This is a genomic window from Paenibacillus sp. FSL K6-1096 (genome assembly GCF_037977055.1).
Lineage (GTDB): Bacteria > Bacillota > Bacilli > Paenibacillales > Paenibacillaceae > Paenibacillus_AQ.
This window is the reverse complement of record NZ_CP150274.1, coordinates 6,109,867-6,133,120: the sequence shown is the minus strand read 5'-3', so window position 1 is coordinate 6,133,120 and position 23,254 is coordinate 6,109,867. Positions and strand designations below refer to the sequence as shown.

The window sequence follows — 23,254 nt, the reverse complement described above, 5'->3', positions numbered from 1 at the left end:
CCATCACTCTCCTGAAGGTAAGTTATAACGCAGCCAAGGCTTCGCCGAGCCAGGCTCCCTGCTCCATCAGCCTGCGCTGGAGCTGCGGAACATCCATGCTCCGGCTCCCGCCGCCCGCTGCTGCGGCCATTGCTGCGGCCATCCCGGCCGCCTGCCCCATGGCGAAGCAGTTGGGCATCACCCGCAGCGACCCTTGTACCACACGGTCCGAGGAGGCTGCGCGGCCCGCCACCCACACATTGTCCAAGCCAACCGGTAGCAGGCAACGGTAAGGAACGCCGTGCGACTTCCCGGGCGGCAGATGGTGAATATGCATCGCCCCGCTGCTGCGCGCCATATGAATATCAATGAAATAACTGTTGCGGGCAATATCGTCCGCGAAGGATACCATATTCATGAAATCCTCTTGCGTCAGCACATAGTCGCCCACAATCCGCCGGGTCTCGCGGATGCCGATCTGCTCGCCGGTGGAGACGAGATGGGCCTGCTCGAAGCCGGGAACATAGTCGCGGAAGAATTCAAGCTGGCGGAGGACCAGCTTACGCCCCTCTATCGCCCCGCGGGTCAGGTCCTCAGCACGGGAGCCGTCGATGCCGAACACATGGCCGAAGTTCACCCCGACCAGATAATCGGCCACCCAGGACAGGCCCGAGACGGAGTCCCGGCCCTGCGGCAGCTTCCCGTCCGCCTGGGCCTGCTGCACCGCCTGATGGATCTGGTCAGTGTCACCGCTTTCAATCCGGTATTGCTCGAACCGCCGGCGGTCCACATTCGCCAGCAGATAGCACATGGTCGCGGCTTGCAGGTCGCCGCCCTCCCCGCCCTTATGGAAGGGCGCACCGGCCAGGGCAGCCAGATCGGCATCGCCGGTCGTATCAATAACCGTTCCGGCGCGGATCAGGCTCCGTCCGGACTTGTTCACGATCACTACGCCGTCAATCCTTCTGCCGGTCTCATCCATCACGGTCTGGCTGGCGACAGTATGGAGCAGCACCTCTGCCCCGCTCTCCGCTACCGCCTCATCGTAGACACGCTTCAGTACCTCCGGGTCGATGGGCACCCAGTCCAGCTCATTTCCGAAGCGCTCGCGGAATTCCGGCTCACACCCGGCCTTCATCCGCTCCAGCAGCTCCAGGCCGATGCCGCGCACCACGGCTTTCTCCCCGTCACTGTAGGGACAGAAGGCCGGCACCAGGGCAACGGTCCCCATGCCGCCCAGGAAGCCGCGCTGCTCGATCAGCAGTGTCCGCGCCCCGCTACGGGCCGCAGCAATCGCCGCCGCCACGCCGGCAGGCCCGCCGCCGGCCACCAGCACATCCACCTCATAGGATACCGCGATCTCCTCCGCAGGCAGGGTAAATACAGTTCTGTTCATCATTGTTCCTCCTCCAAAATTCCACTTCGATGCTTATTGTTAATTCCTTTGCTCAGCAATAAGCTATATCTGTTCCCCACTATTATAGTGAGGCGGAGGCTTCGATAGCGTGCAGACTGATTGCTTGTGGCGGTGCACAGTTTTGACCTTTTGCGGCTGCGCGTCATTCAATTAGAGCATCGAAGCGACTATTCCGGGGAAGCGAACATTCTGCGATAGTTGTAATCTGTACTTTTAAAAACCTTGCAAAGGAAGGATTTTCTCTTCTAACTGTAGTCTGTACAACTATATTCGCCCAAACGAGAGAGAACCAGGGTGGAGGGGATAGTTTAAATGTACGTTTTACAGCTAAATGGATAATCGGTGGTAAATCAGATGTTTTAGTTGTACGGAATGCAATAAAGCTCTCCGCTTGCTCCTTATCTGGAACACGACTCCGCAACACGACGAACCTGTTAGCACGGCATCAGTTAAACCATTCTCACTAGTTCAAACCTGCTGCTCTACTGTTACGGCTCTGCACTATCCTGTTACGACTGTGCCTCATCCTATTCCGGTTCCACCTCATCCTGTCACCGCCCAGCCCGATCCTATTCCGGCCTGTCCCCATCCTCCTCCACCGGCCCCGCCTTATACTCGCTCGGGTTCCGGCCGCTGTATTTCTTGAACACCTTGGAGAAGTAGGCCCGGTCGGAGAAGCCGAGGGTGTAGGCGACATTCTCCACTGTTTCGTTCGGGCGGGCCAGCATGGCGATGGCCATCTTTATTTTGTACTGGTTGACGTAGTCGGTGAAATTAACGCCAGCCAGCTTCTTGAAGTAGCGGGAGAAATAGCTGGCATTCAGATGCAGATGCTCAGCCATATCCGTTGAGGTGACCATCCGGTCCGCGTGCTCCTCCAGGAACCGGTCCACCGCCTGAAGCCGGATATCCTTGGCTTCCGCCGCAGCCGGGGCCAGTGTGTGCTCCCGCCACAACCGCCGCAGCTCCCGCCGGGTCAGGCTGGCCGCTTCCTCAAGCTGTACCGTCTGCTCCAGCTGCGTGAAGAAGGCTTCCCCGGCCGCCTCCCCGGCCTCGTAAGCCATCTGGCGGACGAAGCTGCCGTAGGCCTCCTTCACCAGCCGGGGCAGCAGCCGCTCTGCCGCAGCCTGCTGCGTGTACTGGTTGACCGCGAGATCGATCCAGGCGGCCTGCTGCTCCGCCAGCGCCAGGGACAGCATCCCACGCTCCTTCTCTCCGCGCCACTCAATGGTCTGCGCGAAGTCTGCTTGCGCATCCAGCACAGCTACCGGCAGCGCCGGAGCATAGAAATTGTTCTCCCGGCTGCCGGTGAGCGTCCGGTATAACCCGTCGAAGCGATCCACCTTAGCGCAGGACTCTGAATAGAACCCGCGTACAGTAATCTTCAGATATTGCTCCACCTTCTCCTGCACCGCCTGCATGAATTCAGCCAGCCGGTTCCCCGCATTGCCGGGGTCGGCCACATTCCAGAGCAGATCCAGGTCAGCGTCCCTGCTCATGACGGGCGTAATGGAAGTATCCCCGCCAGCCAGCTCCAGTGCGATATTGTTCACCGCAAAATGAATCAGCGGGATATCCTGATACCGGTAGCGCTCCGTAACGGAAGCGGCATCCATATGAATAAATCCGTAGCGCAGATACGGATGCCTGAAGGAGATGCCCAGGCGTTCCCCGAACGCGAGGGTGCCCTCCTGAGCGGCTGTACCCGACAAAAGCTGCTTCAGGAAGCTCTGCTTCAGCACCTCCTTATTGCGCTCAATCGCCTGGCGGAAGGAGTAGCGCTCCAGCAGTTCCTCGCGGCCCTTGAAGCGGCTCATCGCCTTGGTGAGGCTGCTCTTCAGCTGCTCGGGCGAGAGCTCATCCTTGATGAGGTAATCATCCGCCTCAAGCTGAATGGCCCGCTTCGAGTAATGGAAATCCTCGTAGCAGGTCAGGAAAATCAGACGCACCTCCGGCTTCGTGCTGCGGAAGGCATCGGCCAGCTCCAGCCCGTCCATGCCCGGCAGCCCGATATCGACAATCACGATATCCGGCAGCACCGCATGGAACTGCTCCAGCGCATCTTCACTGCTATACGCCGAAGCCACCAGTTGCAGTTCCAGCCCGAGCGGCCCGAGCAGATATTCTACATATTCCAGCATCGGGACATCATCATCAATCAGCATCAGGGTCATCAAGGGCAGCCGCCTCCTTCTCTTGGTGTACAGGGATATATAGTGTGAACGTCATGCCTTCTTCCGGGCCTGCCTCCGCGCTCAGCCGCGCACGGTAACCGTACAGGACCTGCAGACGGCGGGCGGTGTTCACCAGCCCGACCCCTTTGTCCGGCCACAGCGCCGGGTCTTCATGGCCTTGCAGGCGGCGGTTCAGCCGCTGAAGCTTGTCCTCCGGCATCCCCCGGCCGTTGTCGCTGATGCTGATCTTCAGCAGGTCCTGCTCCATGACGGCTTCGAGCCGGATAGCCGGATGCTCCGGACGGGCCGAGAAGCCGTGGCTGATCGCATTCTCGACAATCGGCTGCAGCAGCAGGCGCGGCAGCATCACCTCTCCCTCCGCCTCGCCCACCGCACATTCAAAGGCAATATCCAGACGGTTGCGGATCTGCATCACCTGCACATAGCTGCCCAGCACCCTGCATTCCTCGGCCAGCTTTAGCGGCTTGTCGACATGAATGTATACACGCAGCAGCTTCATCAACGCATCGATCATGGCCCCGTGCGGCTCGTCACCGCTGAGCAGCAGATCCACTTTAATGGAGTTCAACGTATTCAGCAGAAAATGCGGCCGGATCTGCGCCGCCAGCGCCTGAAGCTCCAGCCGCCTTGTCTCCTCCTGCTCACTCTCAACCTGCTGCAGCAGCCCGTTCATATCGTCCAGCATCTGATTGAAGGCCCCCGACAGCACCGCGACTTCATCCTTGCCCTGCACCGGAATCCGCACCGCGCGGTTACCGCCGACATACTGCTTGACGCTGGCCCGCAGCAGGCTGATCGGCTTGTTAATATATCCGGCCCACAGCATGGACAGGAGCAGGAAGGCCAGGAAGAACAAGCCGATCAGCGAGATCGACACCAGAAACTCACGGTTAATGTGGCTGTCGATGGAGCTGCGTGGCGTCTTACCGGTAAGTAACCAGCCTACCTTAGGAATGCGGGTCTCACTGACCAGCATCGCTCCTTCATCGGTAAGCCCCGCTTCCCCCGTAACCGCGATATTCCTCCCCTGCTGATCCAACAGAGACAGCCGGCTCCCCGCATTGCCCGTATCCAGCAGGCTGCGGAAATAATGGCTCGGAATGCCCACATACAGCGTTGCCAGCTTGTCCTGATTAAGCGGGTCGGCAATGAAGCGTACCGCATAATAATAATCCGGTGCTGCGGGAGTGCCGCCGTAGGGGAACCATTGCAGCGACACTTTTTCCCGCTCATCCAGCCTGCCGCTCTCCTGAAGCAGCGCCTCCGGCAGCACCGAGAAAACCGGATACTCCTGGCTGCCGATCAGCACCCGGTTCTCCCGGTTGACCAGCATAATCTGCAGGTCCGCATCCAGCGACTGGACCGACAGAATATTCGCAGTAGTCCTAAGTTTGTTGTAATGGGTATACACGCGGTAATTGCCGAAGCTCGCGGTATCTTGTAAGTAACGCAGACTTTCCAGCACCGCCGGATCATACGCCTCGGAGAAATAGACGGAGACGAACGAGATGTTGTCCACCGTCTTCTCGATTTGGCTGCCAATCACCTTCAACGTCTCCTCATTGGAACGGGCGATCTTCTCACTCACATTCTCGCGGACAGAGGTATACGACCAGAAGGTTACAACAACGAAAGGCAGCAGGATCAGGATCAGGAACGTGAACTGCAGTCTGCGATGGAACGAAAAACGGCTTAACCATTTCATCCGGATTCCACCTTGCACTGTAATGTAACTTCAACGTCCCTATTATAATCCATAATCGCTGCCGCCTTTTGCCTAATCGTTATTTCTGGTTCGCCTGCACGACCTTCTCTACTTCCGCGGTCATCTCACCCTTGACTTCATCGAAGCTGCGGTTATCCAGGATGAAGCTGGCGAAGCCGTTCTCCACAATCGCTTTCAGCTCACTGCCATACGGTACACTGAAGGTGTCCGGCATTTTGATGTTGGGGTCGAACAGCGTCTTGGTCAGGGAGGCGGTATCGATCAGATCTGTATTTTCCCCGAAAAAGCCGTTGATCAGCTCCGCTCCGTCCACGCCCTTGAACGAAGGAATCTCCTTGGTGAACTTGTAGGATTCCTTGGACATCCAGCGGATGAAGTCATACGAGGCTTCCTTGTTCGCTGATTTCGCGCCCATCGCCAGGCCGCCGCCGGAAATATTCGTCATCCCCAGCTCCTTGCTGTCCACCGAACGGGGGAGCGGAGCATACATGCTCTGGAACTCATGCGGGAACTTCTCCTGATTCAGCGCCGCTCTGACGGCATAGCTCGGGACGGCCAGCATACTGGCATTTCCGGCAAAAAACTGCTGCAGCACATGATAATTCGAGGCCAGCACATCGGCATACGGCTCAACACTTTTATCCTCTTTCTCCATCGCACGGCGGAGGTTGAAGAAGTACTCGAAGGACGGATCGTCAAAAATCGGCTTCAGGTCCGCGCTAAGCTGCGGATGCGGCTTCTCGGTGTAAGCGATAATGTTCGGATATTCGCCCCAGGTGTGGAAGTAGGTTCCGTAATGTTCCGGGGTGGTCAGCTTCTTGGCATAGTCGCGGAAATCATCCCAGGTCCAGCCCATCTCCGGCAAGGAGAGGCCCGCCGCTTCCAGATGGTCCTTGTTGAAGACCGTCAGCCACTGCGTAGAGCTGGGCAGAATGCCGTAGACCTTGTCTTCCAGCTTCAGCAGCTTGGAATATTCATCCTCTGGAGTGATCTTTTCCTGTTCAAAAAAAGAATTAAGCGGTTCCACAACTCCCCGCGAAGCGCGCTCCAGCAGCTCATCCTCATTGCCGGTCATGAACACATCGACCACTTCGCCCCCGGCGACGAGAATATCCAGCTTTTTCATGAAATCGGTGCTGTCGCTGTTCTGAACCAGGGATTCATACTCCACTTCCACTTTATCCTGGGCTTCGTTATACGCCTGAACAGCCTGGTAGATCGGCTCCTCCGGCTTATCTGCTTTGAAGGTGTAGAATTTGATCTTGGCTTTGCCTGCCGCCCCCGGATCAGCTGACGCTGCCCCCGGTGCATCGGTGGCCGCTGAGCTGCCTGCCCCGTTCCCGCCGTTCCCGCCATTTCCGCCGCACGCGCTGACCGAGAGCATAAGCAGCATACTGGCGAGCATGATTGATAGTTTCTTCACAGCAATTCCCCCTAGATTTATGTTCTGCAAGCTCATTATACAATCGAAGGTCCGCGCATACCGTGTACAGGATTGCGGTATGCGCGTAGACTTTTTTGACCTCTAGCCTTTGACACCGCCGATGGCAATGCCGTTGATAACCTGCTTCTGGAGGACCAGGAACAGCACCAGCAGCGGCAGAACCGCAGCCACCGAGGCCATCATCATCACGGAGATTTGCGTGCCGAATTCCTCCTTGAAGAACTGCATCCCCAGCGGAATCGTGTACAGCTTGGTCGAATTGAGCATAATCAGCGGCCCCTGGTAATCGTTCCAGGTCCAGATGAACTTGATAATCCCCACCGTCGCCAGAATCGGGCGGCTCAGCGGCAGCACGACACTCCAGAAGATGCGGAAGAACCCGGCGCCGTCCAGCTCGGCCGCTTCCAGCATATCATTATGAATGCCGATCATGAACTGGCGCAGCAGGAAGGTGAAGTAGCTGGAGAACATCCCCATCAGAATAAGCGCTGCATGGGAGTCATAGAGTCCCAGCTCCTTAATCATAATATAGCGCGGCACCAGCGTCGCCTGCTCGGGAATCATCATGAAGGCCAGCATCAGGGTGAAGATCAGCGCCCGGCCCTTGAAATCCAGCTTGGCGAGCGCGTACCCGGCCATCGCGGAGATGACGATCGTGGCCAGGGTGGAGATCAGGGCGATTTTGAGTGAGTTCATATAGAATAACCCGAAGGCCACATCCCCCATCCACACCGCCTTGAAGTTGGCGGCCAGGTTCCAATCGGTAGGAATCCACTGAATCGGGAAGGTCCAGACCTCCTTCTCCGTCTTCGAGGCGGCCGACAGCATCCACACCAGCGGCATCAGGAAGAATACCGACAGCAGGGCGAACAGGACCGTGAAGATCAGATTGCCGGGCTTGAGTTTTTTCATTGTCATTGCCTTTCGTTCCTTTCGCCTTAGACTAGTAGTGGACTTTGCGGTTCTGCGTCATCCAGGTAATCGAGGTCACCAGCATGATGATGAGGAACAGCACCCAGGACATCGCGGAGGCGTAGCCCATTTTGAAGCGCTCGAACCCTTCTTCATAGATCTGGTACACGATAACGGTACTGGAATAGTTCGGCCCGCCGTTCGTCAGGAACTTGATCATGTCGAAGATTTTGAAGGAAGAGATCGTGCTCGTTATCGCCAGGAAAAAGGTAGTCGGTCCCAGCAGCGGCAGCGTAATCCGCCGGAATTGTCCGATCCCGCTGGCCCCGTCAATCGTCGCCGCCTCATATAGCTCCTCGGGAATGTTCGTCATCCCGGCCAGGAAGATAATCATCTGGTAGCCCAGCAGCTGCCAGACGTAGATGATCATAATCGCAATCAGCGAGAAGCTGGTATCGACCAGCCAGCGCGGCGGTTCGGACACCCCAAGCTGCATCAGGATCTGATTCACCGGCCCCTTGGACGGATGATAGAGCGCCTGCCAGACCGCCGCGATCGCTACCGTGGAACAGATATAAGGAACAAAGAAGGCGACCTTAAAAAAAGTCTTGGCGTACAGTTTCTTATGGATCAGCGCCGAGAGCACCACGCCCAGCAGCATCGTGACCGGCACGGTGCCGACGGTGAACAGCACATTATTCTTCAGCGCCAGCAGGAAACGGTTGTCCCTGAACAGCTCGATGAAGTTATCAAGGCCAACGAAGTGGATCGCCGACAAGCCGCCGACCAGGTTCCACTCCGTCAGGCTGAGGAACAGGCTGAACAGCAGCGGGAACACCGCGATGACCAGCATCCCGATGACCTCCGGCGCAATGAACAGCCAGCCGGCGAGCTGCTCCCGCCGCTTGCGCGTCCAGTACGTACGGGCAGCGGGCTTGTCCGCCGTCCGGGTAACCGCAGTCCCGCTCATCGCACGCTCACCTCTGCTGCTGCGCCGCAAAGGATAGTCAGCGGGCTTTTACAACTAATTAATGCAAATGTATCGTACTCCATCTCGCCCTCACTTTCCCGGCAGACACTTGAGGCTGGCTGTTGGCTCTTTGCTGTAGCCGTTTCCCGTCTGCCGCTTATCTATAAGCCCATTCTAGCAAGGGACCTATGGAAGTACGGTATAGCTTTCATACGGGTTGATGTGTATTATTTTGACCTTTGGGGGATGGAGCGGGTGGAAGGGGCACTTATGCCCTTCATCCCGCACCAAAAAAAGGATACAGCCGCAAAGCATGATTAGTCAGAATTGCGGCCGCACCCTTTGCTGTTATCTTACGCAAATTGCAGAGATTGTTTCATATTTATTTCAAATTGGACAGGATCGCCGCGAGAATCAGGCCGGTCTCCAGCGCCATGTCGTTGAAGTCCGCCATCGGCAGCGGGTTCTTGCCTATGCCCAGCTCCACCGTGAAGCCCGGCTTGCGGAAGCGCTGGATGAACCAGTCCTTGTAGCCGGCATCGCTGCCGGTCAGCTCCACCGCCCGGTAGCCGCTGGCCGCCGCCAGCCGGGCTGCCCACTGCCTGCTCTCCGGCGGCTCATAGCCCCGGTAGTTCCAGTAGATCTCCGCACCCTGGCTGTGCAGAGAGACGGCTGCATCGCCCGGAACGCGCTCGGCCAGCGCTGCCAGCGCCGCAGCCTCCGGCTCGCTGAGCGGCGCAGGGCCGCTGTAATCGCGCGGGGCCGGGCCGGGAACCTGCCGCCGGTCGCGTTCCTCCTCCCAGTGGGCGGGGAACTGGTCGCCCAGATCCACGCCGCGGATGTTGGCCTTCCAGTGCCGGAAGCTGCGGCGGCCGCTGTTCCATGCTATCAGCTCCCGGTAATAGGGGTGGTCCGCCAGCACTCCCTCCTGCACCAGCTGGACACCGTCAGGGTTCGCCATCGGCACCGCCCACAGCGTCCAGTCCCGGTGCCAGTCCGCCGGCCGGTGGCCGTGCCAGTCTGCGCCTGATGTGAAGGCAGCCGCATACTCTTCGATGAACCGCATCAGGCAGGGTGCGGTCAGCCATTCGTTGGCATGAAGCGCCGCATTCACATGCAGGTGGCGCGGACCGCTGCCGATCCGCAGCAGCGTAATCGGCTGGCCCAGCACACTGTGCCCGATCACTTCAGAATGGACACAGGCAGAATAATGAGCCGCCAGCCGTGCGGCATCCGCTTCCGCCTCCGCCGGCCCATATTCGCCGCGAAGGCAGACCCCGCTCCGGCGGCTCCCGGCCGGAATGACCAGAATCTTGCCCGGCTGGCAGTGGCGCCCGGAGCTGACGCCGGGGTTGAGCTGCTCCAGCTCATCGATGCCCACACCAAATAAAGACGCGATGCTGTACACGTCATCCCCCGCCTGCACCGCATAACGCTTGCGCGGGGCAGACGGCAGGAACAGCACCTGTCCCGGGTATAGATAGGGCTGGCTGCCAGCCCATGGATTCCCCTGTATGACATGCTCTGGTGTCAATCCGTGCCTTGCGGCGATACGGCTAACGGTATCTCCCCTGCAGGCAATGTATTGCTGCATATGCCTCATCCTCCCGGCCTGTTGAGCCGATTGTCCCTTGCTTCTCCCGCGAAAGAGATACGGAACACAGCCCTTAGCCTAATATATGAACGGCGGCAGCGGGTCATGTGGAAATGTCACAAGTGCACCGGTTCACACCAGCAGACACAGCAAGACCGGGAATTCCTCCCGGTCTCTTTACGCTGGACAACCCTTCAGGGTTTGTCCCTATTCAGTTCAACGCTCCATAGCCCAGAGGCTACATGGCGGACACTTGCCAGACGACAGGCGTCCGGCTGATCTGCTCTCCGAGCCAGTCCCGGGCGATCCGCTGGAACATCTCCGCGTCCCCGCTGCAGAAAAACTGGTGAATCGGGCTGTCATCCCCGCTGGCCAGCTGGCCTTTATCATAGAGAATCGTACTGATCTCCCGCGCGGTCTCATCCGCCGAGCTGATCAGCTTAACGCCCGGCCCCATCACCCTGCTGATCGGCTCAACCAGGAACGGATAATGGGTGCAGCCCAGGATCAGGGTATCTATCGGCTCGTATTTGATCCCGTTCAGGGATTCGGCTACAGCCAGGTGGCTCTCCACCGAGCGGAACATTCCATGCTCCACATAAGGGACAAGGGCCGGGCAGGCCTGGCTGACCACCTCAACGAAGGGCGATAGCTGCTTCAGCGCCGCCGTGTAGGCTCCGCTTGCAATGGTACCTATGGTGCCGATGACGCCGACCCGGCCGCTTTTGGATGCGCTGATGGCGGCGCGGGCACCGGGGTGAATGACGCCGATCACCGGAACGGCAACCTTGGCAGAAATATAATCAAGGGCGGCGGCGGTGGCGGTGTTGCAGGCAATGACAATCATTTTAGGATTAAATTGAATTAAGTAGTCCACGATTTGTTCGGTGAACAATTTCACTTCCTCAGTTGAACGGGGTCCGTACGGGGCTCTTGCTGTATCGCCGAAATAGATGATCTTCTCCCGGGGGAGCTGCCGCATCACTTCCTTGACCACGGTCAAGCCTCCCACTCCTGAGTCTAATATAGCTATGGCTTGCTGCACGAACACACCGCATCCTTTAACTTGTTTTGTGTAGCTTATGTAAGGCCGGAATAAAGTGTACCACTATTTTCAGCCCCAATTGCAGATAATACTCCATTTACCCGGTGAGTTCAAGTCAAGGATAAGGATGCTCTGCTCCGTTGCTAAGTAAGGTGCTTTATATGGATGTGGACTTGTAATTTTCTTGTAAAATTTGCTTGGCGATATAAAATATTTGCCCCATATGCTCCGAGTAATGTGCTCCGCATTGATGCAGCATATCCAGATTGGTTCTTTCCCGGCTTCTGACCCATTGTGTGTGCTCCAGCTCTTCATCGGTGATATTGGTTACCGTGCTGATCACCAGATCAAATCTGTCTTGAATTACTTTTTCCAGTTCCGACCTTGGAATATAGGTTTGTTTGAGTTCATCGTCACGGTTTCTCTGAATGTCCTGATGCAGGATTCCCTTTATAATTCTTTCTTGAATGTTGCCTTCAATATGCTTTATTAATGTCGATATGCTATGACTTGCAGGGTCAGGTCTCCAATTCACTTGTTCATCATTAAGCTGCCGCAGAGCTTTCAGTATACGGTCTCGAATCTCTGCAAACTTCTTTGACAGCCACTCCCTGTTGAAATCATAATTCATTAGATTCCCTCCCTTTTAAAAAGCCGCCCCCGCCTGCCGGCGGAGAGCGGCTCCCTATCTGTCAAGCGAAGCTTAGGACAGCTTCTCTGCGTTCTTCCCATCTTCAAGCGCCTCAGCTACGGCGGCATCTGTACCTGTCACATCGCTGATCTCCGCTTCAGCCACGGCGGCTTGCTCCGCAGCCTCATAAGCGGCAATCTCATCCTTCACAGCTTCCACGGCATCCGTAGCTTCCACAGCCTGCCCGGCAATGCCGCTTACTGTGGCCACATCCACATCTGCTTCTTCGACCGCACCCTTAACGGACTTGCTCCATTCCTTCACCTCATGGGCCACAGAGACTACTGCTTCCTTCGCCTTGCCGTAAATTTCCGTAGTCTTCTCGCTGGCCTGGCCGGCGATAGTCTGGACCTTATCCACCGCATCAGCCGTACCTTCGGCGATATCCTTACGCAGCTCCTTGCCCGGCTTGGGAGCGAACAGCAAGGCTGTCACCGTTCCCACCACGCTGCCGGCAAGCACACCCCAGAACAAGCTTTTGGTATCTTTTCTCATCATGCATCTCTCCTTCGGATTGTAAGTGCCTCTGCCCGGCCACCGGGCGATCGCCTAGTTCTGCTATATCATAAGCATAGAGAGGATGTCCTGTGACTGTTCAGCTCTTCATTTCGGAAGTTTTCTCCCTGGAGCCCGGGGTAATCGCATACCGGCAGCACTGGCCGCCCTCGGCCATACACTCACTGCGGATCACCTTGGCATCCAGCAGCTCCTCGAACAGATGCTGCTCGCACTCACAGGCCTTGCGGTACTCTGCCGCCACCTGGCGGATCGGACAATTATATTCACGCAGGACGTAGGAGCCGTCTTCCTCCTTGCTCCATTCCGCCATATACCCTCCGGCATTCTGAATCGAAGACAGCTCGGCGACCCGCTGCTCCAGATCACGGCCCTGCATCACTTTGCCGTACTGGGCCAGCATCCGCTTCCTGCGGCCTTCGAACAGCTGATTGACGGCTTCGCCGCCGCTCCCGTGGTCCAGCTCCCGCAGCAGCTCCAGCGCCAGATTGTGATAGCTTTTGGGAAAATGATCCTCCGCCCTCTCCGTCAGCGAATAGACATGGATGGGACGTCCCATCGCCTGGCGCACCACCCGGGTCTTGGCCAGTGACTCCTGCTCCAGCTGCAGCACATGGCGGCGGACACCCATCTCGGTAATCCCCAGTTCTTCTGCAAGCGCGCTGATCGTCAGCGGCCCCCGCATCTTCAGCAGCGTCATAATCATCCGCCGGGTAGAACCGCTCTCCTGACCTTTCTTCGCCATAGAGAATCTCCTTTCTGTCAGATTACTTATGGCCCTGCCTGGCTTATAGCCCCGCTGCCCAGCTCCTGGTCCAGATATCTGCGCACCTCGGCGGCGAACCGCTCAAGAATCTCCGGCAGCCCCGCTGTCATTGGATGCAGCGCCTGCCGGTTCCACACATAATAGTCCTGAACCAGCGGCTTGCGCAAGGCTACAAGGGAGGTCAGAGCTTCATAGATCCCGCTGTCGCCCAGCACCTGCTCATCATGAATAATGGAGATGATATCCTCGTAACTACCCGCATCGCGCATAATGAACCCGTCGATCAGGCAGCTGCCGACATCCGTGACCACCTCAACGGCCAGATGAAGGCAGCGTTCCTGCATAAGGCCCATCATCGTGCTTCCGTCCCAGGAAGCAGCCGCGTGGCGCAGACCTTCATTCAGATCAGGGATCTGTTCAAGAATCACTTCAATTTGCTTCCGGTTGACATAATACACAGCTGACCCTCCACCCTGCGGTATTTTGACTAAGCGGCCTGAGCCGTTCCCTTACTTCCCGCGCCTGCCCCGGCGCTTCAGCCAGAACAGCATGACCACACACGCCGCTACAAAAACAATCAGATACGTCAACGCTTCCATCGGATACTCCAGCTCGCGCATTTCCCTCACCGCTTTCTGTCCATAATGGGCTAGCGACTTACAGAATTGCCGTACACTCAGACCTCGTAGTCAACAGCTACAGACAGTTCCTTAACCTCGTTGATATGGGCGATGACTTCCTTGTGGGCCGGATGCACCTGATACGCCTGCAAATCCTCCAGCGAGGCCACCTCGGTAACCAGCGCAATATCGAATGAACGCTCGGAATGAATCACATCGGCGCCGACTTCAATGGACAGGAGCTGCGGAATGCGGCCTTCCATATTACGCAGCACGGCAACCGTCTCTGCGACCTTGTCCGGGGACCGGTCCTTTAATTTGAAAAATACAATATGCTTGATCATCGAAATCCCGCTCCCAGCTCTTAGATTATTGTAAATTAGATTACTAAAAATATATCATAAACCTCAGCATTACTGAAACAATCCCGGATCTTGAGCAAAACAGGAGCCTCGCCTCTGGACGAATGCCTTGATGAAATGTTAAAGTCATAACAGCTAAACTAGAACAACGACCACTTCATGAAATCAGTAAACCGGAGGAATTATGCCTAAGAATCAGCAAGAAACACATAAAATTCAGGCCTGGTCTCTGATCAACCGCAAATATCTTGGACAAGGTGTACGGGTCAAACGATTTCGCCGTCCCACACGCAGCCAGATCCGCAACCGCGTGCTGCTGGCCGTTCTGATGGCCAAGGACATGAAGCTCTCCCGGCTTGCCGAAGAGCTCTCCGTTTCCTCCCGCAGCGTAAGCGCTTGGGTATATGAAGGCCGCATTCCGTCCAGAACCAATCTGGACAAGGTCTGCCGCCATTTAGGCTATCCTCCGCATATCCTGTTCAATGAAGCTCTTGTGCGGCAGAGTCCGATTGTATGCCAGCCGACCCCTTCCCGCTTCATGAAAAGAACGCTTGCCCATTCACCGCAGCGCAATGCCATTCTGACCGGCCTCTGCATGGTGTATGACTTCTCGGTAACCGATGTCAGCATCTGGATCGGCGTGCATCCCGGAACCTTCCGCAAGTGGCTGCACCATTGCCATCTGCCTACACCGGCCCTGCAGGAGAAGGCGGAGAATTTCTTCCGCATTCCAAGGCATATTCTGTTCGCGGATTGCGAGCATCATTAACTCAGTCTATGCAGGCCATCAACGAAGCAAGGTCCTTCCCCCGGAGAAGGGCCTTTTGGCGTCTGCTGGAGGGCGGTTTATCCTTCTATTTCTCGCTGAAACGGAACCCTCCTTTAAAAGGACGGCCGTTTACACTTGTTTGCGTGCGAGAATCGTTCTTAGTATGTATTCATGCGTGCCGCCCTGCGGGCTATGTAAAATCTCAGTAAACGTACCTGTCTCCAGAATCTCCGTTCCGGCGAATTCCGACCTGAGTCCGGCCTCACTGAAGAAGTGCGCGTATTTATCCTTCTTATACTCATAGGTTCCCGGCTCCAGCTCCGTTCCGCAGCCATAGTTGGGGTCCTCATCAGAGAAGCTGGTGAAGTAGAGCAGCCCTCCCTGCCGGACCTGAGCAAGACTTGCCTCAATCAGCCTGCGGCGGTCCTCCGCCAGGAATAAATGCAGCACATCATAGCAATAGACCGCATCCACCGGAGCTGTAAGCTGCGGCTCCAGCGCCGATCCTGCAATAAAGGTCGTAGCCGGGTCCCATTCCCTCGCCAGCTCCAGTGCCGCTTCACTTAATTCTATGCCGTAAACTGTAAATTCAGTGGCAAAAGCTTTGGTATTCCGTCCATAACCGGCCCCGGGAACCAGCACCGTAGACACCCCTGCCCTGCGAAACCGCTCCTTCGCCCATTCCGCTGACGGGCTCGGCCCGCTCCCCCAGATCATCCCTTCCCCGGCAAACCTGTGATCCCAATACTCTGTCATGCTGTTCCTTCTTTCTGTGTCCGAAATTGTGTTCTTATTGATCAGCCCCGCTTATTGCGCATCGCATTCAGCAGCTTCACGCCTGCTTCGTCACTGGAGGTGTAATAATCATACTCCGGAGATTCCCTGGCATACAGGGCAATCTTGCCTTCTGCATTATAATGAAGCCCCCAGCCGAATTTCTTGGGCAGCATGGAGGCGCGCAGGCACGGATGTTTTTTGGAGAACAGCTCAGTATATAGCTCCTCCCGGCGCGTTTCACGCTCCTCTTCGGGAATCGCTTTGTGGCGTACATGGACTTCGTACAGCAGCTCCTCATGGGTATACCGGTAAGGTGATTCAGCCAGCAAATGGTACTGAATGACATGGGCGGGCGGAAGTGTCCGGCCGGATACCGGAACTATGCCTGTCTCAGACGGACAATCTTCGGACACCCGTATGAATGTATCCGTATAACTCATGAAATACGCCTCCTCCAGCAGACAGATGTTCTGCTTCTATTATAACCCAATTCTGCGGTTCCGACAGAAGCGATTAACACAAACAGGCGGCTGATCCCTGTATCACAGAGAACCAGCCGCCTGCCATTAGCGGAGCTATGAAATGATTTCCAGGCCTACCAGCTTGACTTGGTAACTCCGGGAATTTGGCCCTTATGCGCCAGCTCGCGGAAGACGATCCGGGATATCTTGAATTTGCCCAGATATCCGCGTGGCCGGCCGGTTACGCTGCATCTGTTGTGCAGCCGGGCAGGCGAGGAGTCGCGCGGCAGCTTTTGCAAGGCCATCCAATCCCCCGCTGCCTTCAGCTCTCTGCGTTTCGCGGCGTATTTGGCTACCAGCTCCTGCCGCTTCAATTCCTTGATAACCTTCGATTTCTTAGCCATGGTCTGAATCCGACCTCCCTTCCTATTCGTTCAGCGCCTGGGTCAGCGCGGCCAGATTCTGGCGCATGAGACCCAGGTAATCCAGATTATTCTTAACGTCCTCATCCGTCAGCCCTTCAATCGGATTCAGCACAGCCGTCTTCGCGCCTATTTCCTGGGCAATAGCATCGGCTACCTTGGAGGATACCAGTGTCTCAAAAAAGATCGTGGTCACCTTATTCGCCTTGGCGAACTCCACGATATCGGCCATCTGGGCTGCGGAAGGCTCCTGCTCGGGTGATAATCCGGCGATCGGCACCTGTGTTAAGCCGTATTGCCGGGCCAGATAACCAAAGGCGGCATGCTGAGTAATGAAATCCTTGCGCTTCGTGTCCTTCAGCCCGTCTCTGAACTCCTGGTCGAGCTGCTCCAGCTTGGCGATATAAGCTTCACTGTTCGCCTTGAAGGCTGCGGCATTCTCCGGGGATGCCTTGGAGAGCGCCGCTTCAATCGTGCGGACCTCTCCGATGGCCATGACCGGGTCCAGCCAGACATGCGGGTCCAGACCGCCGTGGTCATGGCTGTGTTCGTGGTCATGATCATGTTCTGCTTCTCCGGCAGCGGATTCGCCATCCGCATGATCGTGGTCGTGGTCGGCAGTATCAGCGGCAGCCTGATCATGGTCATGGTCATGGTCATAATCGTGGTCTTCATTATGCTCATGCTCCTCTTCGGCGCCCTCCACGATCTCCAGCCCTTTGCTGGCTTCAATGGCAAGCAGGCTGCTCCCGGCTGCGGCGTCAATGACCTGCTGTGCCCAGCCCTCCATTCCTGCACCGTTATAGACCAGCACATCGGCATCCGAAATATCGGCCATATCCTTCGCGGTCGGCTCCCAGTCATGCGGCTCGACCCCGGCCGGGACCAGAACCTCCACATCAGCAAGATCTCCGGTAATATTCTTGGTGAATTCATACATCGGGTAGAAGCTGACTTTAATATTCAAGCGGTTCCCCGGCGCTTCAGAAGCAGCAGCGGAAGGAGCAATAGAAGGAGTGGCCTCGGGGCTGCCGGCAGATGCCGCATTGCCCGCCGTGTTATTGCTTCCGCAGCCGGCGAGAATCAGGATGGACGTCAGGGATACAGCGGCCAGATGGCGGATTCTGAATCCGTTTCTGGAGCGGTGTACTGATTTCAACATAGACATGGGATGTGTTGACCTCTTTTCTTATATAGTTTGGGAATGGTGAAGCTTACGGCGGCTTCTTCGTCTGACCATCTTCTGCAATGCCATAACGGTCAGCAGGAACACCAGCAGAATCAGGGCAATGGTGCCCCCGGGAGGCGTATTAATATAGTAGGAAGCCGTCAGTCCGGCATACACACCGGTAAGACCCGTGCCGATCGCGATAAGAATCGCTGCTGTGAAGCCTGAAGCGATCCGCAGGGCAATGGAGGCCGGCAGGACGATCAGAGCGGACACGAGCAGCACGCCGACCACCGGCATGGCTGCCGCAACGGTCATGCCGGTCAGCACCGCGAATGAGAAGGACAGCAGACCGGTGCGGACGCCGCCGATGGTTGCCGTCTCTTCGTCGAAGGTCAGGCTGTACAGCGGGCGGCGCAGGATGATGAAATAGAGCAGGCCGGCGGCGGCCACCGCTGCAATCAGCTTAAGCTGTGTATCGCTGACCGCAACGATAGAGCCGAACAGATAGGAGCTGAAGCTCTTCGCCAGATTCTGCTTCAGGCTCATCAGCACGACAGCCAGCGCCAGGCCCGAGGTCATAATGATCGCTACGGGCAGCTCGCTGTATGTACGGTAAGAGCGGCGCAGCTGCTCAATGACAAGGCCGCCGGCTATAGCCACGGCAAAGCCGCTGAGCGCCGGATTCCAGTGCAGCACGGAGCCCAGTGCAACTCCGGCAAGCGATACATGCGATAGCGTATCTGCCATCAGCACCTGCCTGCGGAGCATCAGGTACACGCCAAGCAACGGGCCAATGAGGCCGATCAGGCCTCCTGCCCAAAATGCACGCTGCATGAATTCGTAACCAAGCATGTCCAGCCCTCCTGCTCTTTGCGTTCCAGGCTGATCACTGTATCCAGATAGGAACTTGTCTCTCCAAGGTTATGGGTAACCATAATGACCGTCCGGCCATGGCTGGTAACATCATGGCGCATCAGCTGATAGAAGCCGCTGCGGCTGGCAGCATCCATCCCCGTCACCGGCTCATCCAGCACCAGCACCTGCGGCTGCTGGGCCAGCGCCCGGGCAATGCAGATCCGCTGCTTCTGCCCGCCGGACAGCTCTCCGATCCGGGAATTGCGGTACTCCCACATCTCTACCTGCCGCAGGCTGCGCTCAACCAGCGCCTCCTGCTGCTTCGAGAACCGGCCGAACAGCCCGAGCCTGGCATAACAGCCGGAGCGGACCAGCTCAATTACCTTGCTGGGAAACCCGGCATTGAAGGAGGCCACCTGCTGCGGCACATAACCGATCACAGGCCGCCCTGCTCCATCCATCCCCCGGTTCAGGGTGACCGTTCCGCTCCATGGCTTCAGCAGGCCCAGCATCAGCTTGAGCAGCGTAGTCTTTGCTGCTCCGTTCGGACCGGTTATGCCGATGAATTGCCCGGCTTCAATATCCAGCGACAAGCCGCTGATCACCGGCTCGTTCCCGTAGCCGAACACCACATCCCGCATCGAGGACAGAATCATATGGCATCGTCCCTCCCTTCCTGACACTGTAGCAGGGTGAATGAGCTAGAGTGTCTGTTGATTGTTAATGACTTGGTAGTCGCTTGTTGGCTTGTTGTTGACTTGTTGTTGGCTTGTCAGTTACTAGTTAGTTAATTATTAGTGACTTGTTAGCAAATTGCTATTAAGTAGCTATTAAGTAGCTATTAACTCGCCTTCTATTCGTAATAATTACTATTTAACTTCATTGAGTTTATCGTAACAATTACGATTTGTAAACCCGTAAACGTAAATTTATCGTAATCGCACCGATTTGCAGCTGCTCAATACTCCTGATTTCAAGGCAGCAAGCTAAATAATCACCAGACCATACGCCGTCGTACCAACTATTGCGCATTGTGCTCGGTATTCCGCAATCTTCCGGCTCCAGTGCCCTCATCCAGCGCGCTCATCCCCGCTACTCGCAATGTGATCGGTTTTTCGATTACATTGCGCATGCGCGCCCACACTAGGCGCAATGTGTTCGGTTTTTCGCATACATCCGGCCCTCGTACCCACGCAGCGCTCGAATGTGTTCGGTTTTTCGCATACATCCGGCCCTCGTGCCCGCGCAGCGCCGAATGTGTTCGGTTTTTCGCATACATCCGGCCCTCGTACCCACGCAGCGCTCGAATGTGTTCGGTTTTTCGCATACATCCGGCCCATGTACCTCCGCCGTCGCCTAATGTGTTCGGTTTTCCACATACATTTGGTCCTCGTACCCGCGCAGCGCCGTATGTGTTCGGTTTTTCACATACATTTGTTCCTCGTACCCACGCAACGCCGAATGTGTTCGGTTTTTCGCATACATCTGGTCCTCGTACCCACGCAGCGCCGAATGTGTTCGATTTTTCGATTACATTTGCTCCTCATGCCCACGCAGCGCCGAATGTGTTCGGTTTTTCGCATACATCCGGCCCGCACACCCCGCGCCTGCGCATTGTAATCGGTTTTCCGATTACATTCAGCCCGCACACCCCGCGCCTGCGCATTGTAATCGGTTTTCCGACTACATTCCGCCCGCACAATGCCGTAAGCACAGAGAAGCCGGAATCAGCTCAATGATTCCGGCTCCCCACACACTGCACTATTTCCCCAGCACCAGCTTCCGCCTACTCCTGCGCTGCCGCAAGCAGCTCCTCCGCAGGCCAAGGCAGCGGATTGTTGAAGCTGCTCCAGTCCTGCTGCATCTCTGCGTCGGTCAGCAGGCAGAGGTCCAGACGGGCCTCGATATCCTCACGGTTCATGCTGACCCCGATGAATACTATCTCGTTCAGCCGGTCGCCCCACTGCGCGTCCCATTTCGCCAGCACATCCGGCTCGGTGGCCAGCACCTCCTGCTGCTGTTCCACCGGCAGGGTCGCCAGCCAGTAGCCGGCGGGGCCGAACTGGATCGACGGTCCTGCCTGGCTGACCGTCGCCGCCAGATCGCCGCGTGCGGCCAGCCAGACGAGGCCTTTGGCGCGGACCACCTCAGCAGGCCAGTTGCTGAAGAAGAAGCTCAGCCGCTGCGGGTGGAACGGGGCTCTGCGCCGGTAGACGAACGAGGTAATGCCATACTCCTCCGTCTCGGGTGTATGCTCTTCCTTGCCCAGCTCAGCGATCCAACCGGAGGACTGGCTGGTCTGCTCAAAGTCGAAGCGGCCCGTGTTCAGAATCTCCGCAGGATCAACCTGCGCATTCACGGTACGGATGATCTTCGCACGCGGCTGAAGCCGGCGCAGCACTGCCTCCAGCTTGTTCAGCTCCGCTTCCTCCACCAGATCGCATTTGTTCAGCAGCAGCACATCGCAGGTCTCAATCTGGTCGATCAGCAGATCGACGATATCCCGGTAATCCCCTTCACCCGCCGTCATATTGCGGTCCAGCAGGCTGTCTCCCGAAGCGAAATCATGCCAGAAACGGTTCGCATCCACGACCGTAACCATGGTGTCGAGTCTGGCCAGCTCCGTCAGGTCAATATCCAGCTCGGGATTGGCATACGTGAAGGTCTGGGCGACCGGAACCGGCTCGCTGATGCCGGAGGACTCGATCAGAATGTAATCGAAGCGTCCTTCCGAAGCGAGAAGATGGACCTCGCGCAGCAGATCATCCCGGAGCGTGCAGCAGATGCAGCCGTTCGACATCTCCACCAGCTTCTCCTCGGTCCGCGAGAGCGTGCTGCCGGATTTCACCAGATTTGCATCCACATTCACTTCGCTCATATCATTGACGATCACGGCCACCTTCAGGCCGTCACGGTTATGCAGAATATGATTGAGCAGTGTTGTTTTGCCTGAACCCAGGTAGCCGCTCAGTACAGTAACAGGAATTTTGTTCATCGGTATACTCCTTAGACAGATTTGGTTACCGTCAAGCCAGTCCGGCCAGCCGGCCGTTTAACGGGTCTCGCGGTGCAGGGTGACGCGCTTCAGGCGAGGGCAATATTTTCTCATCTCCAGCCGTTCCGGTGTGGTCCGCTTGTTCTTCGTGGTGGTATAGTTCCGGTCGCCCGTCTCCGTACAAGCCAAGGTAACGATGACTCTCATCCTAAGCCAACTCCTTTCGTCTAATCGTAATTATTACGATTTACACATATTACATGCTCCACCTGTCCCGTGTCAACAGGAAATCTCAATTATTCAACTCTCTTAGACAGGGGTTCTTTCCGGCGCAGGCCTTACGTATAGATGGAAATACAACAAGTGGAAACGGCTTTGCAGTCCTTATAAAGGACGGTACCGTTTCAGCGAGAAATAGAAGGATAATTTATCGTGTGCAACATATAAATTCTTATATTTGCACTAAAGGCTTGACCGCCCCTGAAGGGACGGAACTTAAGGAACGGGAGTGTGAGCCATGAGAATACCTGTGATCATACTGAGCGGATTCCTGGGGAGCGGTAAAACGACTCTGCTGCTGAGTCTGCTGAAGGAGTGCAAGCGGAGAGGGCTGAGCCCCGGTGTCATCATGAATGAGCTGGGAAAAAAGGATGTGGACGGCTATATCCTCCAGGAGCAGACCGGCACCAGTGTCGAGAAGCTGCTGGACGGCTGTATCTGCTGCAGCCGCAAGGATGAGCTGCCGCGCAGCCTGACCGCGCTGCTGGTGCGCCGCCCGGATCTGATCTGCATTGAGCTGACCGGGGTCGCTGACCCGGATGAGATTGCCGCAACGCTGCAGTCGCCGCCTCTGGCGGACCGCCTGGTGCTGCATCACACCATTACGGTGCTGGATGCCGAGAATGCGCTGGAGTACAGCAGCCGCTTCTCATCCGACAAGCAGCTGGTCCGCACGCTGCGCAAGCAGATCGCCACTGCCGACCTCATCATCGTCAACAAGAGCGATCTGGTAGAGCCTGAGACTTTATGGAAGATTGAGAAAATGGCCGGCAGGCATCATTCGGAGGCAGAGCTGGTATTCACCCATTACAGCCAGATTAATCTCGCCCCGCTGCTGGCCGGTATTCCTGCCCGGGCCATACGAAATTCCGTTCGCCGCAGCGGCCCCGGCAGCAGCAGCGCCACAGCGCTTAAGCGGGTCAGCCCAAGCGCAAGCAGCAGCGCCACCGCAGTGCATGAGCTGGAACCCGAATCTGAGCCAGCCGGCTCTTACTCCCAAGTCACAGCAGTAACATTAACCGTTCCCCTGGCTGTCAGCGGCAGTCTGCGGCAGGAGCAGCTGGAGCAATTTTTCCGTCAATGGGGCTACAGCCTGCTGCGGGCCAAAGGGCATGTGCGGCTGGCCGGACAGGACTCCGTACAGCTGGTGCAATACGCAGGCAACCGCATCTCCTGGGAAGCTTCAAGCTATCCGGGCCAGCCGTATGTAGTGTGCATTGGACTGAATCTGGATGAGAAGGCAATCAGCCGCAGCTGGGCCGGCTTGTTCAGCTGATTACAGGTATGA

At 56.8% G+C, this 23,254-nt stretch carries 23 protein-coding genes; 2 read left to right on the top strand and 21 right to left on the bottom strand.

The genetic code is table 11. The features are described from left to right. Nucleotides 1-22: 22 nt before the first annotated feature. The 13 genes from MHI24_RS26905 to MHI24_RS26845 all read right to left on the bottom strand — a co-directional run bounded on the left by MHI24_RS26905 (nt 23) and on the right by MHI24_RS26845 (nt 14,219). On the bottom strand, nt 23-1,375 hold the full coding sequence (locus tag MHI24_RS26905) for an FAD-dependent oxidoreductase (protein ID WP_340026806.1): 1,353 nt from the start codon (nt 1,373-1,375) through the stop codon (nt 23-25). A gap of 590 nt (nt 1,376-1,965) precedes the next feature. Next, nucleotides 1,966-3,570, bottom strand: coding sequence for a helix-turn-helix domain-containing protein (locus tag MHI24_RS26900; RefSeq protein WP_340026805.1), 1,605 nt, complete (start codon nt 3,568-3,570; stop codon nt 1,966-1,968). Next, the gene (locus MHI24_RS26895; protein WP_340022614.1) at nt 3,551-5,296 is read right to left on the bottom strand and encodes a histidine kinase; all 1,746 of its coding nucleotides are present in this window, start codon (nt 5,294-5,296) and stop codon (nt 3,551-3,553) included. The genes MHI24_RS26900 and MHI24_RS26895 overlap by 20 nt, the downstream gene beginning before the upstream one ends. Before the next feature lie 79 nt (nt 5,297-5,375). Next, nucleotides 5,376-6,740 carry an extracellular solute-binding protein gene (locus tag MHI24_RS26890; RefSeq protein WP_340022613.1) on the bottom strand — a complete coding sequence of 455 codons (1,365 nt, stop codon included), beginning with the start codon at nt 6,738-6,740 and terminating at the stop codon, nt 5,376-5,378. A gap of 102 nt (nt 6,741-6,842) precedes the next feature. After that, a complete protein-coding gene (locus MHI24_RS26885) occupies nt 6,843-7,679 on the bottom strand; it encodes a carbohydrate ABC transporter permease (RefSeq protein WP_340022612.1) in 837 nt (278 codons plus the stop codon). 25 nt (nt 7,680-7,704) lie between these two features. After that, on the bottom strand, nt 7,705-8,643 hold the full coding sequence (locus MHI24_RS26880) for a sugar ABC transporter permease (RefSeq protein ID WP_340022611.1): 939 nt from the start codon (nt 8,641-8,643) through the stop codon (nt 7,705-7,707). 382 nt (nt 8,644-9,025) lie between these two features. Then, on the bottom strand, nt 9,026-10,237 hold the full coding sequence (locus MHI24_RS26875; protein ID WP_340022610.1) for a M14 family zinc carboxypeptidase: 1,212 nt from the start codon (nt 10,235-10,237) through the stop codon (nt 9,026-9,028). A gap of 238 nt (nt 10,238-10,475) precedes the next feature. Continuing rightward, complete coding sequence (racE, locus tag MHI24_RS26870; protein WP_340022609.1) at nt 10,476-11,282, bottom strand: glutamate racemase; 807 nt, start codon at nt 11,280-11,282, stop codon at nt 10,476-10,478. A gap of 157 nt (nt 11,283-11,439) precedes the next feature. After that, on the bottom strand, nt 11,440-11,913 hold the full coding sequence (locus MHI24_RS26865) for a DUF1572 family protein (protein ID WP_340022608.1): 474 nt from the start codon (nt 11,911-11,913) through the stop codon (nt 11,440-11,442). 72 nt (nt 11,914-11,985) lie between these two features. Continuing rightward, a complete protein-coding gene (locus MHI24_RS26860; protein WP_340022607.1) occupies nt 11,986-12,471 on the bottom strand; it encodes a YtxH domain-containing protein in 486 nt (161 codons plus the stop codon). 97 nt (nt 12,472-12,568) lie between these two features. Further along, nucleotides 12,569-13,234 (bottom strand): metalloregulator ArsR/SmtB family transcription factor, encoded by a 666-nt coding sequence (locus MHI24_RS26855; RefSeq protein WP_340022606.1) that lies wholly within the window; start codon nt 13,232-13,234, stop codon nt 12,569-12,571. 26 nt (nt 13,235-13,260) lie between these two features. Further along, nucleotides 13,261-13,713: a HepT-like ribonuclease domain-containing protein gene (locus MHI24_RS26850; RefSeq protein WP_340022605.1), complete on the bottom strand. Its 453-nt coding sequence runs from the start codon at nt 13,711-13,713 to the stop codon at nt 13,261-13,263. Between the two features lie 218 nt (nt 13,714-13,931). Continuing rightward, the gene (locus MHI24_RS26845) at nt 13,932-14,219 is read right to left on the bottom strand and encodes a Dabb family protein (protein ID WP_340022604.1); all 288 of its coding nucleotides are present in this window, start codon (nt 14,217-14,219) and stop codon (nt 13,932-13,934) included. A gap of 202 nt (nt 14,220-14,421) precedes the next feature. Here MHI24_RS26845 and MHI24_RS26840 point away from each other — a divergent pair, with 202 nt between their 5' ends. After that, complete coding sequence (locus tag MHI24_RS26840; RefSeq protein ID WP_340022603.1) at nt 14,422-15,006, top strand: helix-turn-helix transcriptional regulator; 585 nt, start codon at nt 14,422-14,424, stop codon at nt 15,004-15,006. 129 nt (nt 15,007-15,135) lie between these two features. On the opposite strand, the gene MHI24_RS26835 is transcribed toward MHI24_RS26840, so the two are convergent. The 8 genes from MHI24_RS26835 to rpmG form a co-directional block, all read right to left on the bottom strand. Continuing rightward, on the bottom strand, nt 15,136-15,762 hold the full coding sequence (locus MHI24_RS26835; protein WP_340022602.1) for a class I SAM-dependent methyltransferase: 627 nt from the start codon (nt 15,760-15,762) through the stop codon (nt 15,136-15,138). 41 nt (nt 15,763-15,803) lie between these two features. Then, complete coding sequence (locus tag MHI24_RS26830) at nt 15,804-16,223, bottom strand: DUF6157 family protein (RefSeq protein WP_340022601.1); 420 nt, start codon at nt 16,221-16,223, stop codon at nt 15,804-15,806. A gap of 155 nt (nt 16,224-16,378) precedes the next feature. Continuing rightward, nucleotides 16,379-16,648, bottom strand: a complete 270-nt coding sequence (gene rpsN / locus MHI24_RS26825) for a 30S ribosomal protein S14 (protein ID WP_340022600.1) — start codon at nt 16,646-16,648, stop codon at nt 16,379-16,381. Nucleotides 16,649-16,670: 22 nt separating this feature from the next. Then, nucleotides 16,671-17,834, bottom strand: coding sequence for a metal ABC transporter substrate-binding protein (locus MHI24_RS26820; RefSeq protein WP_340022599.1), 1,164 nt, complete (start codon nt 17,832-17,834; stop codon nt 16,671-16,673). A 21-nt stretch (nt 17,835-17,855) separates the two neighbouring features. After that, nucleotides 17,856-18,695 (bottom strand): metal ABC transporter permease, encoded by an 840-nt coding sequence (locus MHI24_RS26815; protein WP_340026804.1) that lies wholly within the window; start codon nt 18,693-18,695, stop codon nt 17,856-17,858. Beyond that, a complete protein-coding gene (locus MHI24_RS26810) occupies nt 18,641-19,348 on the bottom strand; it encodes a metal ABC transporter ATP-binding protein (RefSeq protein WP_340022598.1) in 708 nt (235 codons plus the stop codon). Before MHI24_RS26810 ends, MHI24_RS26815 begins: the two co-directional genes overlap by 55 nt. Before the next feature lie 1,130 nt (nt 19,349-20,478). Continuing rightward, on the bottom strand, nt 20,479-21,687 hold the full coding sequence (locus tag MHI24_RS26805; RefSeq protein WP_340022597.1) for a GTP-binding protein: 1,209 nt from the start codon (nt 21,685-21,687) through the stop codon (nt 20,479-20,481). 57 nt (nt 21,688-21,744) lie between these two features. Then, the gene (gene rpmG, locus MHI24_RS26800) at nt 21,745-21,894 is read right to left on the bottom strand and encodes a 50S ribosomal protein L33 (protein ID WP_036725285.1); all 150 of its coding nucleotides are present in this window, start codon (nt 21,892-21,894) and stop codon (nt 21,745-21,747) included. A 310-nt stretch (nt 21,895-22,204) separates the two neighbouring features. Here rpmG and MHI24_RS26795 point away from each other — a divergent pair, with 310 nt between their 5' ends. Further along, on the top strand, nt 22,205-23,242 hold the full coding sequence (locus MHI24_RS26795) for a GTP-binding protein (protein ID WP_340022596.1): 1,038 nt from the start codon (nt 22,205-22,207) through the stop codon (nt 23,240-23,242). Nucleotides 23,243-23,254: the final 12 nt, after the last annotated feature.

Excerpts from the sequence above, each read along its gene's own strand:
- MHI24_RS26905 (WP_340026806.1), bottom strand. The coding sequence starts at position 1,375 with ATGAACAGAACTGTATTTACCCTGCCTGCGGAGGAGATCGCGGTATCC.
- MHI24_RS26900 (WP_340026805.1), bottom strand. The coding sequence starts at position 3,570 with ATGACCCTGATGCTGATTGATGATGATGTCCCGATGCTGGAATATGTA.
- MHI24_RS26895 (WP_340022614.1), bottom strand. The coding sequence starts at position 5,296 with ATGAAATGGTTAAGCCGTTTTTCGTTCCATCGCAGACTGCAGTTCACG.
- MHI24_RS26885 (WP_340022612.1), bottom strand. The coding sequence starts at position 7,679 with ATGACAATGAAAAAACTCAAGCCCGGCAATCTGATCTTCACGGTCCTG.
- MHI24_RS26880 (WP_340022611.1), bottom strand. The coding sequence starts at position 8,643 with ATGAGCGGGACTGCGGTTACCCGGACGGCGGACAAGCCCGCTGCCCGT.
- MHI24_RS26875 (WP_340022610.1), bottom strand. The coding sequence starts at position 10,237 with ATGCAGCAATACATTGCCTGCAGGGGAGATACCGTTAGCCGTATCGCC.
- MHI24_RS26865 (WP_340022608.1), bottom strand. The coding sequence starts at position 11,913 with ATGAATTATGATTTCAACAGGGAGTGGCTGTCAAAGAAGTTTGCAGAG.
- MHI24_RS26860 (WP_340022607.1), bottom strand. The coding sequence starts at position 12,471 with ATGATGAGAAAAGATACCAAAAGCTTGTTCTGGGGTGTGCTTGCCGGC.
- MHI24_RS26855 (WP_340022606.1), bottom strand. The coding sequence starts at position 13,234 with ATGGCGAAGAAAGGTCAGGAGAGCGGTTCTACCCGGCGGATGATTATG.
- MHI24_RS26845 (WP_340022604.1), bottom strand. The coding sequence starts at position 14,219 with ATGATCAAGCATATTGTATTTTTCAAATTAAAGGACCGGTCCCCGGAC.
- MHI24_RS26840 (WP_340022603.1), top strand. The coding sequence starts at position 14,422 with ATGCCTAAGAATCAGCAAGAAACACATAAAATTCAGGCCTGGTCTCTG.
- MHI24_RS26835 (WP_340022602.1), bottom strand. The coding sequence starts at position 15,762 with ATGACAGAGTATTGGGATCACAGGTTTGCCGGGGAAGGGATGATCTGG.
- MHI24_RS26830 (WP_340022601.1), bottom strand. The coding sequence starts at position 16,223 with ATGAGTTATACGGATACATTCATACGGGTGTCCGAAGATTGTCCGTCT.
- rpsN (WP_340022600.1), bottom strand. The coding sequence starts at position 16,648 with ATGGCTAAGAAATCGAAGGTTATCAAGGAATTGAAGCGGCAGGAGCTG.
- MHI24_RS26820 (WP_340022599.1), bottom strand. The coding sequence starts at position 17,834 with ATGTCTATGTTGAAATCAGTACACCGCTCCAGAAACGGATTCAGAATC.
- MHI24_RS26810 (WP_340022598.1), bottom strand. The coding sequence starts at position 19,348 with ATGATTCTGTCCTCGATGCGGGATGTGGTGTTCGGCTACGGGAACGAG.
- MHI24_RS26805 (WP_340022597.1), bottom strand. The coding sequence starts at position 21,687 with ATGAACAAAATTCCTGTTACTGTACTGAGCGGCTACCTGGGTTCAGGC.
- rpmG (WP_036725285.1), bottom strand. The coding sequence starts at position 21,894 with ATGAGAGTCATCGTTACCTTGGCTTGTACGGAGACGGGCGACCGGAAC.
- MHI24_RS26795 (WP_340022596.1), top strand. The coding sequence starts at position 22,205 with ATGAGAATACCTGTGATCATACTGAGCGGATTCCTGGGGAGCGGTAAA.